General features: G+C 43.5%; 12 protein-coding genes. 9 read left to right on the top strand and 3 right to left on the bottom strand.

Annotated elements, in window-relative coordinates:
• Entirely contained in the window at positions 1–1,206 is a 1,206-nt protein-coding gene (locus tag L4C44_RS22405; RefSeq protein WP_428805737.1) for a BamA/TamA family outer membrane protein, read from the top strand.
• 97 nt (positions 1,207–1,303) lie between these two features.
• On the opposite strand, the gene L4C44_RS22400 is transcribed toward L4C44_RS22405, so the two are convergent.
• Positions 1,304–1,723 (bottom strand): secondary thiamine-phosphate synthase enzyme YjbQ, encoded by a 420-nt coding sequence (locus L4C44_RS22400; protein WP_076645754.1) that lies wholly within the window; start codon positions 1,721–1,723, stop codon positions 1,304–1,306.
• Positions 1,724–2,049: 326 nt separating this feature from the next.
• Between L4C44_RS22400 and pgi the strand changes: the two genes are divergently transcribed.
• Positions 2,050–3,702, top strand: a complete 1,653-nt coding sequence (gene pgi, locus L4C44_RS22395) for a glucose-6-phosphate isomerase (protein ID WP_146491336.1) — start codon at positions 2,050–2,052, stop codon at positions 3,700–3,702.
• Between the two features lie 145 nt (positions 3,703–3,847).
• Here pgi and L4C44_RS22390 read toward each other — a convergent pair whose 3' ends face one another.
• Both L4C44_RS22390 and zur read right to left on the bottom strand, forming a co-directional pair.
• Entirely contained in the window at positions 3,848–4,309 is a 462-nt protein-coding gene (locus tag L4C44_RS22390; RefSeq protein ID WP_017059940.1) for a chemotaxis protein CheX, read from the bottom strand.
• A gap of 17 nt (positions 4,310–4,326) precedes the next feature.
• A complete protein-coding gene (zur, locus tag L4C44_RS22385) occupies positions 4,327–4,785 on the bottom strand; it encodes a zinc uptake transcriptional repressor Zur (protein WP_017059941.1) in 459 nt (152 codons plus the stop codon).
• A gap of 313 nt (positions 4,786–5,098) precedes the next feature.
• Here zur and dusA point away from each other — a divergent pair, with 313 nt between their 5' ends.
• From dusA to L4C44_RS22350, 7 genes are all read left to right on the top strand, one after another.
• Positions 5,099–6,079 (top strand): tRNA dihydrouridine(20/20a) synthase DusA, encoded by a 981-nt coding sequence (gene dusA / locus L4C44_RS22380; protein WP_428805730.1) that lies wholly within the window; start codon positions 5,099–5,101, stop codon positions 6,077–6,079.
• 211 nt (positions 6,080–6,290) lie between these two features.
• Positions 6,291–6,512, top strand: a complete 222-nt coding sequence (gene pspG / locus L4C44_RS22375; RefSeq protein ID WP_017059950.1) for an envelope stress response protein PspG — start codon at positions 6,291–6,293, stop codon at positions 6,510–6,512.
• Between the two features lie 135 nt (positions 6,513–6,647).
• Positions 6,648–7,319: a TIGR04219 family outer membrane beta-barrel protein gene (locus L4C44_RS22370; RefSeq protein ID WP_146491338.1), complete on the top strand. Its 672-nt coding sequence runs from the start codon at positions 6,648–6,650 to the stop codon at positions 7,317–7,319.
• A gap of 455 nt (positions 7,320–7,774) precedes the next feature.
• Complete coding sequence (locus L4C44_RS22365; protein ID WP_146491339.1) at positions 7,775–8,005, top strand: hypothetical protein; 231 nt, start codon at positions 7,775–7,777, stop codon at positions 8,003–8,005.
• Positions 8,006–8,128: 123 nt separating this feature from the next.
• Positions 8,129–9,994: an assimilatory sulfite reductase (NADPH) flavoprotein subunit gene (locus L4C44_RS22360; RefSeq protein ID WP_285952809.1), complete on the top strand. Its 1,866-nt coding sequence runs from the start codon at positions 8,129–8,131 to the stop codon at positions 9,992–9,994.
• Complete coding sequence (gene cysI, locus L4C44_RS22355; RefSeq protein WP_327785096.1) at positions 9,994–11,721, top strand: assimilatory sulfite reductase (NADPH) hemoprotein subunit; 1,728 nt, start codon at positions 9,994–9,996, stop codon at positions 11,719–11,721. Before L4C44_RS22360 ends, cysI begins: the two co-directional genes overlap by 1 nt.
• Complete coding sequence (locus L4C44_RS22350; protein WP_146491342.1) at positions 11,714–12,490, top strand: phosphoadenylyl-sulfate reductase; 777 nt, start codon at positions 11,714–11,716, stop codon at positions 12,488–12,490. The genes cysI and L4C44_RS22350 overlap by 8 nt, the downstream gene beginning before the upstream one ends.
• The last annotated feature ends 781 nt before the right edge of the window (positions 12,491–13,271 follow it).

Here is a 13,271-nt window from a genome sequence, read left to right as displayed (position 1 = left end):
ATGTTCAAGCGAACGACTCGACAACTAGTGATGTCAGCAATGGCGCTACTCGGTGTCAGCTTTTCTTCTTCAGCCCTTAGCGAAGAAAAAGACTCGGCCTTTGTCCCTTTCTACTTCAGCACCGAAACCATGGGTAATACTTTTGGGGTTGCTGGTGTCGCAAAGGGTGTTTGGCAACCTCAAGCTGCCCTGTTTGGTATGGCGCTTTATTCAGATAAAGACAGCTATGTCGGTTTTCTATCAGCTTTTAATTTCGCTCTATCTGAGAACGTGTTGTTCAGTACTCAAATGTACCAAGCTCGCTTCAATGAAAACCCGTATTATATCGGCTCTCAAGGGGATAACGATTCATCAATTGATGATAAAACCATTGCCGATGGCTTAGAAGAAAACTACCAGTTTGAGTTTAAGTATTTGTTGCCTTGGGGCAATGTTGCCGAGCATGGTTTGCTGGGTGCGTTTCAACCTATCAAAGATGTGAGCTTTGCTTCACCAGTTGAGTCGGGTGTCAGCTCGATAATCTTTACGCCTTTTTATACTTCCCGTGAGTTGGAAGGTTTAAATAATAGTGAAGAGGCGACGGGCTTTAGTTTAGCGTTTGATTGGGACAACCGTGATAGCACACGTAACCCAACCAAAGGTTCCCATACCAATCTTGAGTTCACTACCGGGGCTGAAAGTTGGTCTAACGACGATTTATGGCTCAAGTGGACATTTCAAAACAGCCAGTACTTCGCATTAGGGCCTTTAGGTGACCTGTTCGACCAACAAGTCGTGGCACTCGATTTCTATACTGTTGATACACCAACCTGGGATAACTGCTCTGGGCAAGATTGTGCTCGCCCACCGGAAACTGAACAAGCTCGATTGGGTGGCTTGTATCGATTACGAGGTTATACCGGAGGTCGCTACCACGGACGTTCTGCGGTTCATTACTCTGCTGAGTACCGAGTGATTCCTGACTGGCAACCTTTGGGCGATATCCCATTGATTAATTACTACGACTTGCCTTGGTGGCAATGGGTAGCGTTTGCCGAAGTCGGGCGCGTTGCTGATGAGTACGACATCAAAACACTGCACTCGGACATGAAATGGAGCTTAGGTGGCGCGGTGCGTTTCCAAGTGGAAGGCATTGTTGTACGTGCTGAGTTGGCGCGAGGTGGTGACGAAGGGACCTTTAGAGTTATGATAAACCAGCCCTTCTAAAGCTTTCGGCCTACAGTAGGCCAAATACTATTTTTATAAGAGTGGTTGTGGAAACACACCACTCTTTTTTATTAAGAAGATCTAGCTTTCAAACCGTCTACTCACCTTGAATCGTAGCGATCACAGTGCGGCTTCCACCACAATCTCGGTGCTCACCTAAATAAATGCCCTGCCATGTTCCCAAAGCTAGACGACCATTAGTGATGGGTATTGTCACACTGGTGCCAAGTGTCGATGCTTTAATGTGGGCTGGCATGTCATCATCGCCTTCATAGGTGTGTCTGTAGTAGGGGGCTCGCTCAGGTACAAACTTATTAAAGTGTGATTCCATATCGGTACGGACGGTAGGATCAGCGTTCTCGTTTAGCGTGAGGCTGGCAGAGGTATGTTGGATAAAAAGATGTAATAAACCAACAGATAGAGAGTTGATATCGTGTATCTGTTGTTCAATTTCATCAGTAATGAGATGGAATCCACGCTTTCGTGCATTTAGGTGTATAGTCTTCTGAATCCACATACGCCATCCTTTATAATGTATTTGGAAAAAAAGTGGTTTAACGCTATCTTTTGAACTTGAATTTATCAGGTATCGCTCACATTTAATTATGTTAGAGCTAGAGTCTGTATCGATTCTTCTATCAGGAAATCGAATCCTGATTTATCTCAAGGTACAGCTCTTCATATGCGGCATAATACGTCGTGAAAAAAAATTACAAAGAATCTTTCAGTGGTGACGCGGTTTGGTCATCACAGAAAAATATAAACTTTCGCCTAATCGGGGGTTCTATTCATCACCTAGGTGACGTTTAGAATAAAACCTACAGTAACATCGGGATAGATACCATGTTGAAAAATATCAACCCAACGCAAACACAAGCGTGGAAAGCTCTAACTGCACATTTTGAGTCTGCTCAAGATATGGATATGAAAGAGCTGTTTGCTCAAGATGCAAAGCGTTTCGAGAGCTTTTCTACTCGTTTCGGTTCTGACATCTTAGTAGATTACTCTAAGAACCTTATCGATGCTGAAACGATGCAGCACCTATTTGCTCTTGCGAACGAGACTGAAGTTAAGTCTGCAATCGAAGCAATGTTCGGTGGTGATGCAATCAACAAGACTGAAGGTCGTTCAGTGCTTCACACTGCTCTACGTAACCGTAGTGATAAGCCAGTAATGGTTGATGGCAAGGACGTAATGCCAGCAGTAAATGCAGTACTAGCAAAAATGGAGCTGTTCACACACCGTATCGTTTCTGGTGAGTGGAAAGGTTACACAGGTAAAGAGATCACTGATGTAGTTAACATCGGTATCGGCGGTTCGGACCTTGGTCCATACATGGTGACTGAAGCGCTAACGCCATACAAAACTCGTCTAAACATGCACTTCGTTTCTAACGTAGATGGCACTCACATTGTTGAGACACTTAAGCCTCTAAACCCAGAAACGACACTATTCTTAGTGGCATCTAAAACATTCACTACTCAAGAAACAATGACTAACGCGCACTCTGCTCGTGATTGGTTCTTGGCTGAAGCGGGTGATAATGCACACGTAGCTAAACACTTCGCAGCACTATCAACTAACGCAACTGCGGTCGCTGAGTTTGGTATTGATACTGACAACATGTTTGAATTCTGGGACTGGGTTGGTGGTCGTTACTCACTATGGTCTGCAATCGGCCTTTCTATCTCACTATCTGTTGGCTTCGATAACTTCGTAGAGCTATTAGATGGCGCTCACGAGATGGATAACCACTTTGCTTCAACTGAGTTTGAAAGCAACATCCCAGTTATCCTTGCGCTTATCGGCATTTGGTACAACAACTTCCACGGCGCTGAGTCAGAAGCAATTCTACCTTACGATCAATACATGCACCGTTTTGCTGCTTACTTCCAGCAAGGCAACATGGAATCGAACGGTAAGTTTGTTGACCGTGAAGGCAACCCAGTAGAGTACCAAACAGGTCCTATCATCTGGGGTGAACCAGGTACAAACGGCCAACATGCTTTCTACCAACTGATTCACCAAGGCACTAAGCTGATCCCATCAGACTTCATCGCGCCTGCAATCAGCCACAACCCAGCATCTGATCACCACCAGAAGCTAATGTCTAACTTCTTTGCTCAAACTGAAGCACTAGCATTCGGTAAGACAAAAGAAACTGTGGAAGCTGAATTCCTAGCTGCTGGCAAAACAGCTGAAGAAGTTGCTGAGCTAGTACCTTTCAAAGTGTTTGAAGGTAACCGCCCAACGAACTCTATTCTTGTTAAGCAAATTACACCTCGCTCTTTAGGTAACCTAATCGCGATGTACGAGCACAAGATCTTCGTTCAAGGTGTTATCTGGAATATCTTCAGCTTCGACCAATGGGGCGTAGAACTTGGTAAGCAACTAGCAAACCAAATTCTTCCAGAGCTTGCTGATGATGCTCAAGTAACGTCTCACGACAGCTCAACGAATGGTCTAATCAACGCATTTAAAGCGCTGAAAGCTTAAGACTGTTTGAGTAACACTAAGTAATAAATGTAAAACGCCAACCTTCGGGTTGGCGTTTTTGTATCTGTAGAGCAAGCAATGGTTAAATCGCAGGTAATAAAAAGGCTGACGTGTCTGTCAGCCTCTTAAATATTCTAAATTATTTCTATTCGAAACAGATCTCGATGAAAGCATTACCCCATTGAGATGAGAAAGGCATGATGATGATTGCCCCGTCACACTTGTGACGAATAGTATGTCCTTTACCGGAAACCACGATTGGAGTTGCCATGTCGAAGTCGAAGCCGCTTTCAGCAAGAATACGTTTTGCACCGCCAGTCACCATGTTAGTGATTTCACCCACCATATCGGTTACTTCTTCGTTGAGGCCGTTTGGTCGTTCACCGAGCATGTTTTCCATGATTTCGAGGGCGAGACCTTCATCAAAGGTGATCGACATTGAGCCACGAGATTGTGTACCCACCATACCAATTAGGCCGGATACATCACCACGAGCGATTTCATCTTTCTTAACTCTCGGTTTTTGTGGCTTCAATTCTAGAGAAGCCATCGTTTTTAATACGTTCATCAAAGAAGCTAAAAACGGGTTTACAAATTCAGCGCGCATAATGTTCTTCTATAATCTTATTCTTTCATCTCGGAGGAGCAAGATTGGCAAATGCCATGCGATTCAATGACATGATTAGTCAATTGAAAGCCATGCTTCTCAGCGTTACTGGCGAGTAGGGTGACAAGCGCATCGTCTTGCAGTTCTATCACAGTGCCACATTTATCGCAGATCAGTAGTTGGGAGAAATGTTTGTTGGCATTACAAGAACAGCAGCATATAAAGCTATTGGTTGACTCAACTCTGTGAATGAAACCTTGCTCCAACAAGAAATCCAAAGCGCGATATACTGTAGGTGGCTTGGCTTGCGGCTCACTGACTTTCAATTGCTCTAATAATTCATAAGCACTAGAGGCTTTCTTATTAGAGAGGATGAGCTCAAACACTCGCTTTCTTTGAGGCGTTAATCTAACGCCACGAGATGCGCATATCCCTTCAACTTGCTCTATTAATGTGTGGTCCAAATTCTTCACCATTCAATCGGACATCCTCAAACAAACCCTATTTTCAGGTTATTTCGGCTAAGGAGCCATTGATTTCTATTAAAGTCAGGTACAGAGCGTATTGTGACCCACGACTTTGAATAAGACAAGGTAACTCAAAATGACAGTGTGACTCAAGGCATAACTGATTAATGAGACTGAATTAGAGATCTGATGAATAGGTTTATAAAAAAATGTGAGGCAAAGTTCATATAGCACAAACAGGGCATAGCATTTACAATAGCCGATCTTGCTTTTGCTGGGTATTCCAGCATATTTTTTTGACTCGCTACTAGGGTACTTTGCCATGACACATTCATGTAGGTTGTCTGTCGCTCCAATGCTCGATTGGACTGACCGCCACTGTCGTTACTTTCACCGTTTGCTCTCTCAGCAGACTCTTCTGTACACGGAAATGGTAACAACAGGCGCGATCTTACACGGTAAGGGCGATTTCCTAGAGTACAGTGAGCAAGAGCATCCACTGGCTCTTCAACTTGGTGGTTCAAATCCAGTCGATCTTGCTGCTTGTGCCAAACTGGCTGGTGAGCGCGGATATGATGAAGTTAACCTTAACGTAGGTTGCCCTTCAGACCGAGTTCAAAACGGTCGTTTTGGTGCGTGCTTAATGGCTGAACCAGAGCTGGTAGCAGGCTGTGTATCAGCGATGAAAGAAGTCACTGATATTCCAATCACGGTGAAAACTCGCATTGGTATCGATGACCAAGACTCATATGAGTTTCTGACGAAGTTCATCTCAACGGTTTCTGAAAAGGGCGGCTGTGAACAATTCACTATTCACGCACGTAAAGCGTGGTTGAGTGGTCTTAGCCCGAAAGAGAACCGTGAGATCCCACCTCTAGACTACGATCGTGCATACCAAATCAAGAAAGACTTCTCTGATCTTGTGATTGCTGTGAATGGTGGTATCACTACGTTAGAACAGACTAAAGAACATCTTCAGCACCTTGACGGCGTGATGATTGGTCGTGAGGCTTACCATAGTCCATTTATTCTTGCGGAAGTTGATCAACAGATCTTTGGTTTAGATACGCCAATTAAGAAACGCTCACAAGTTGTGGAAGAGATGTACCCGTACATCGAACGTGAACTTTCAAATGGTGCGAGCCTAGGACATATCTCTCGTCACATGCTTGGTTTGTTCCAAAGCATGCCAGGTGCAAGGCAATGGCGTCGCTACATCAGCGAAAATGCACATAAGAAAGGCGCAGGTATTGAAGTAATGCAGACGGCATTGGCTAAGATTCCTAAAGAGCTGAACGTATAACCTCTCTCAAGGTGAAGAGTCTACGTAAGGTTAAATTCGCCATTAGAGGCTAAATTTACCACTCTGATTTATTTGAAAAGCCACGTATGAGAATGTGTGGCTTTTTATTTTATTGATAAATAAGGCTTTTATTGTTTTTGGTGACTTGGTACAGAAGCTGCAATGTTAGAAAGTAGGAAAGATAGGTCATTAACTCATTAGGGAGACCATTATGTTTGAATTAATCTTTGTTCTGATTTTCGTTGCTACGCTACTTGTGACAGGTATTACCTTTATGACTGTATTAGCTGCAACTGGAGTAGCGTTACTAGTCATGTTGGTCTTAGGTATGATGGGTGTCGTGTTTAAATTGCTGCCTTGGTTGATCGTGATTGCAATCGGTGTGTGGTTTTTCAAAAACTTTGTACACAGTTCTAACCAGAGACGTTACTAAGGTCATAGTGCCGTCAAATCTTTACTCGTCAGCGGTTTATCGTTTTAGAATTTAATATGTGTGGTAGAATTTTCCCCAATAATCTGTGAATGTGCATACAATTAGCACTACGATATGGAATTGGAGCTATCTCAAATGAATAAAATGCCATTAATTGCTTTAGTGGGAATGCTATCTTTAAGCTCGGCAGTGGCTGCTGAAGAAGAGTTTTCTTACACGGCTAAAGTCGGTGCCGATATGTGGTGGGGAAGTACTAAGCTAAACGAAGTTAGACAAGATGAAGACTCTAACTCTCCTTCTGTGTATTTCGCATTTGAGCATAATGCCCCAATGCTGCCAAATGCTAGCTTCCGCTATACGTCTATTGATACGGATGCATTGGCTTTTGATAAGTACGACTACACATTCTACTACACGTTGCTAGAGCATAAGTTGATGAACTTCGATGCGGGTGTGACGTTTACTCAGTACTCGAACTCTAATTACATCGAACCAAAAGCGACGGGTGCGAAAACATCGACGTTTGATGAGTTCACGTGGAGTTTTTACGGTAACGCAGAGATCAACGTTCCTGATACCAACTTCGATATCATTGGTACGATGGAGTTTGGTGATAGCAGTGGCATAAAGAGCACTGACTTAATGGCAGGTGTTCAGTACCGAATTCCTGTATCAGAATCTGAAATTGCCCTGCGTGGTGGTTACCGTGTTATCGATCTAGACTCGGATGAGTTCTTTAGCTCTGAACTAGGCAAGAGCTTCGTTATGGTCGATGGTTGGTTTGCGGGTGCTGAAGTACGCTTCTAGGCCATACAAAGCAAACTTAGAACGAATTTTAAGAACGTCACTTTATTAAGTGGCGTTTTTTATATCTATTGGTTATACCCAAGTGGCTTCAAGATGCTGGATTCAGAGCGTTGTCATTGAGCCGAGTTCAAGGAAAACGACGCAGCGTAATAGCTGGCTCTTTCCAAGTTGTTTGACGCAGCAATCGGTTCAATGACACGCTCCCAAAGGGCGAGTTGTCTTGGCTTGTATACTTTGTTGTCGATTCTTGATTTAGGCCCACTAGACCTTTAAATCGTTGCCGCGTCTACAAACCAAGTCATTCTCGCTGAACCAAGCATCTTGAGGTTACTTGGGTATATATCTTTCTGGAATTAGTTAGCACATTCATCACTTTCGACCATCCTTATACAGAGAGCTGATTAACGTCTATTCTTATAAGGTCTATGTTGTTGGGTCAGAACAAGGGATGGAATATGACACTCAATGAATTACGCAATTTATATCGAGAAAATTTGTTAGTTGAAGCCATCATAGAGCCCTCAATACAAGAAGGGTCTTGGGTTGTGGAGTTTCGCCATATGAGAGGCGGCTTTGTTCTGCTTACTGATGTCCATGGTGAGGAGTGCCATTACGCGGATTTAGACCTAGCATCTAAGTCGGCAATGGCGGTTGGCTTTCAGCAAGTGCGTATTGAAAACCAGTAGGCCAATTTACTGATCAATCGGTTTTTACTTCCAAAAAGTTATAAAACATACTTTTCTATTCTTTCTTGTTATTAAAAGGAGTGGTTAATCTATCGTCACGCAATGATTAGGGATGTCGTGACCATGTCTTTAAATAAGAAAGAGTCTTCACAAAATAATAATGCACAGTCTGGGGTTAATGAACTACCTGGGCTAGCAGCACCACTTAATGACCAACAATTGGGTCATCTTCAACACACTGTTTCTGAGTTATCTTCACAACAACTGGCATGGGTCAGTGGTTACCTTTGGGGTGTGAGCCAAGCTCAGCCTGTAGGTGCAGCTGCGCCAATCGCTCAAGCGGCTGCTGCAGTAGCCGCTAAACCGGCGGGTAAGCTCAGCATTATCTTCGCATCTCAAACAGGTAATGCTAAAGGCGTCGCTGAATCGCTTGAGGCAGAAGCTAAAGCCTTGGGTATTGCTGTCGAGCTTTTCGATGCCAGTGATTATAAAGGTAAGAATCTAGCCAAAGAGACACACGTCATTTTTGTGGCTTCAACCAATGGTGAGGGCGAAGCCCCTGATAACGCGATTGAGTTGCATGAATTCCTACAATCGAAGAAAGCGCCAAAATTATCAAACCTACAATACGGTGTGATTGGTTTAGGTGACTCAAGCTATGAGTTCTTCTGCCAAACGGCTAAAGACTTCGATAACTTCCTCGCTAAGCTTGGTGCTAAATCGTTTGTCGACCGTCTTGATTGTGATGTTGATTACGAAGAATCAGCAACGGAATGGCGCGCTAAAGCATTAGAGCAAGTAAAAGAGACACTATCGACAGGCACTGAAGCCGATGTGGTTCAATTACCAGTAGGTCAAGCTGCCGCTGGTCATTCGCAATACACCAAACAAAACCCATACACCGCGACACTATTGACGAGCCAAAAGATCACCGGTCGTGATTCGGGTAAAGATGTTCGTCATATCGAGATTGATCTTGATGAGTCGGGTATTACTTACCAACCGGGTGATGCGCTAGGCGTATGGTTTGAAAACAGTTCAGAACTCGCAAATCAGATCCTTTCTAAGGTTGGGTTATCTGGTATCGAAAGTGTTGATGTCGATGGTGACAACTTATCTATCCACAGCGCACTCGTCAGTAAATTCGAAATTACATCTTCAAATCCTCAACTAGTGACTAAGTTTGCTGAGCTTTCGGGCAGCAAGAAGTTAATCAAGCTGGTGGAAGATAAAGACAAGCTTCGTGAATATGCAGGCAACACTCAAATTGTTGATGTACTAGCTGAAAAGAAAACCAAGCTATCGGCTGATGAGTTAATTGGCCTACTACGTAAGCTGACTCCACGCCTCTATTCTATTGCATCAAGCCAAGCAGAAGTAGATGAAGAAGTTCACTTAACGGTTGGCCTCGTTGAATATCAAAAAGGCGAAGAGTCTCGTTTAGGCGGAGCTTCTAGCTTCTTAGCTCAACGACTTGAAGAAGGTGGTGAAGTGAAGGTGTTTGTTGAGAACAACAATAACTTCAAATTACCACAAGACGATAATACACCAATCATCATGGTTGGCCCGGGTACCGGTATCGCACCGTTCCGCAGTTTTGTTCAAGAGCGTGAAAACAATGATGCTGAAGGTAAGAGTTGGTTGTTCTTCGGTGACCGTACCTTTACTCAAGATTTCTTATACCAAGTTGAATGGCAGAAATACCTCAAATCTGGTGCGCTAACCAAATTGGATGTTGCCTTTAGTCGTGACCAAAAAGAAAAGGTTTATGTTCAAGATCGCTTAATCGAACAAGCAGCTCAGGTTTGGCAATGGCTGCAAGAGGGCGCGTACCTCTATGTTTGTGGTGACGCGACTCGAATGGCGAAAGATGTCCATGAAGCGTTAGTGACGATAGCGGAAAAACATGGCAACCAGAGCCGTGAGCAAGCTGAACAATATATTAATGATTTACGTAAAGCGAAACGTTACCAAAGGGATGTGTACTAATGAGCAAGCAAGTAATAGAGCAAGAAGTGCTAGGTCAAGTACTTGGACCTTTGGCTGACAATGAGCGTTTGAAGCGTGAAAGTAAGAATCTACGCGGTACGATTGAACAAGATCTTCAAGACCGTATCACTGGTGGTTTTACCGCAGACAACTTTCAGCTGATCCGCTTCCATGGTATGTATCAACAAGATGACCGTGATATCCGCAACGAGCGTGCAAAACAAAAGTTAGAACCTTTACATAATGTCATGCTTCGTGCGCGTATGCCTGGTGGCATCATCACTCCTAAACAATGGTTAGCGATTGATAAGTTCGCAGATGAAAGCACCTCTTATGGTTCTATCCGTCTAACAACACGTCAAACTTTCCAATTCCATGGTGTGTTGAAACCGAACATTAAATTGATGCACCAAACGCTAAACAGTATTGGCATTGATTCAATCGCTACTGCAGGTGACGTCAACCGAAATGTTTTGTGTACGACAAACCCGGTTGAGTCCGAGCTTCATCAAGAAGCATATGAGTGGGCGAAAAAGATCAGTGAACACCTATTACCTAAGACTCGCGCTTATGCAGAAATCTGGTTAGATGGTGAGAAACTAGAAACAACCGATGAAGAACCTATTCTAGGTAGTAACTACCTACCGCGTAAGTTCAAGACGACGGTTGTGATTCCTCCACAGAATGACGTAGACGTTCATGCCAATGACCTTAACTTTGTTGCGATTGCAAAAGACGGAAAGCTGGTGGGCTTTAACGTGTTAGTGGGTGGCGGCTTAGCAATGACGCACGGCGATACTTCTACTTATGCACGTAAAGCTGACGACTTTGGTTTTGTACCACTAGACAAGACATTAGATGTAGCAGCAGCTGTTGTGACTACACAGCGTGATTGGGGTAACCGTTCGAACCGTAAGAACGCAAAAACCAAATACACACTAGACCGTGTTGGTATTGATGTATTCAAAGCGGAAGTAGAAAAACGTGCAGGCGTTGAGTTTTCTGAAAGCCGTCCTTATGAGTTTACTGGCCGTGGCGATCGTATCGGTTGGGCGGAAGGCATTGATGGTAAGCACCACTTAGCGTTATTCATCGAAAATGGTCGTTTACTTGATTTCCCAGGGAAAGCGCTGAAAACAGGCGTTGCTGAAATTGCGAAGATCCACAAAGGTGACTTCCGCATGACTGCAAACCAAAACTTAATTGTTGCAGGTGTCTCTAAAAGTCAGAAGGCCAAAATTGAGAAACTGGCGCGTCAATATGGTTTGATGGATGATGCGGTAAGTGAGCAACGTAAAAACTCAATGGCGTGTGTGGCATTCCCAACATGTCCTCTAGCAATGGCAGAAGCTGAGCGCTTTCTTCCTGAGTTTGTTACGGATGTTGAAGACATTCTGAAAACACATGGATTACCAGAAGAAGATAACATCATCCTTCGAATCACTGGTTGTCCAAACGGTTGTGGTCGTGCCATGTTGGCTGAACTGGGGTTAGTCGGTAAGGCTCCGGGGCGTTACAACATGCACTTAGGTGGCAACAAAGCCGGAACTCGTATCCCGAAGATGTATAAAGAGAACATCACTTCAGCTCAGATCTTAGAAGAGATTGATTCGCTGGTGGGACGTTGGGCTACGGAACGACAGGACAATGAAGGTTTTGGCGATTTCACTATCCGAGCCGGCATCATCGAAGAGGTGATCATTTCAAAGAGGGATCTGCATGCATAATTCTGTCGCTTCAAAATTGAAGTTAGCAGAGCTACTCGCATTGACTAAGACGGAGCAAATACTTCGTCTTGGACAAATCAACGCAGAGTTAGAGCGGCTAACCGCATTAGAAAGAGTTAGTTGGGCTTTAGATAATTTAGAAGGGACACATGTTGTGTCTTCTAGTTTCGGAATCCAAGCGGCGTTGATGCTGCACTTAGTGACTCAAGCGAAACCAGACATTCCGGTTATTCTGACGGACACCGGGTACCTATTCCCGGAAACATATCGTTTTATAGATGAGTTAAGTAAGAAGTTGACTCTAAACCTTCAAGTATTTCGTGCGCAACAGAGCCCAAATTGGCAAGAAGCGCAATATGGTAAACTTTGGGAGCAAGGCATAGAAGGGATAGAGAAGTACAACAAGCTTAATAAAGTTGAACCGATGAGAAGAGCGCTTGATGAGCTCGAGGCTGGGACATGGTTTTCCGGTTTAAGAAGAGAGCAATCTCAATCGCGCGCAAACCTACCAATTTTATCCATCCAAAATGGTGTGTTTAAATTCTTGCCGGTAATCGACTGGACGAATAAAGATGTTCACTATTACTTAGAAGAGCATGGTCTCGGTTATCACCCGCTTCGAGAGCAGGGTTACCTTTCTGTTGGAGATACACATACAACTAAGAAGTGGGAGCCGGGTATGACTGAAGAGGAAACTCGTTTTAATGGGCTGAAACGCGAATGTGGTCTCCATGAAGATGATGGAGAGCAATATGGTTCTGGGATTTAGAGTCATTGCTATTTAAAAAGCTGCCATTAGGCAGTTTTTTAGTTTCTAGGGGATAAAATCAGAGTGATTGTGGATAAGTCTGTGGTTATTGTGTAGTTACTTTGTAGTTAAAGTTGCATAAATAAGGCTTTGAGTGTTTATTCGTCATGTAATCGTTATTTTTACATTTTTCTTTAATAAACACTTGCCAATGTGATGAACATCTCTATAATGCCGCCTCACTGACACGGCAGACGCCGCAAGGCTTCAGCGCAGAATGTTAGTTAGGCAACTAGTTTTAAGTGATAATTCGCTCCTACTTTTAGAAAGTGGAAATTAATTTTCAAAAGTGTTTGACACTGAGAATTAAATCGCTAGAATGGCCGCCTCTTCCGAAGTGATGCAAGTCACAACGAAGAGAAGCTCTTTAACAATTTAAACCTATCAATCTGTGTGGGCACTCGTTGATGAATATCAAAACGTTATTGGTTCTTTTTCGAAAGAGCGTAATAACAGTTACTTCGGTAACAAACTTGATTTCAATGAACTGAGTGACCAATACGAATAATTACTTTCTATATAGAGAGGGGTTATTTGGCACAGTCAATTCATTACCATTCTGTTGGAATGGTAATAGCTTTAGAATTACATGTTCATGTTTACATGAATATTAGTTTTGAAGTCAGTATTCGTTGAGTCGACAAAATCTTAAATTGAAGAGTTTGATCATGGCTCAGATTGAACGCTGGCGGCAGGCCTAACACATGCAAGTCGAGCGGAAACGACACTAACAATCCTTCGG

Origin of the sequence: Vibrio satsumensis, from assembly GCF_050337435.1 — a bacterium.
Taxonomy (GTDB): domain Bacteria; phylum Pseudomonadota; class Gammaproteobacteria; order Enterobacterales; family Vibrionaceae; genus Vibrio; species Vibrio satsumensis.
Note: the sequence above shows the minus strand (reverse complement) of the source record. Positions and strands in the feature narration are given on the sequence as shown.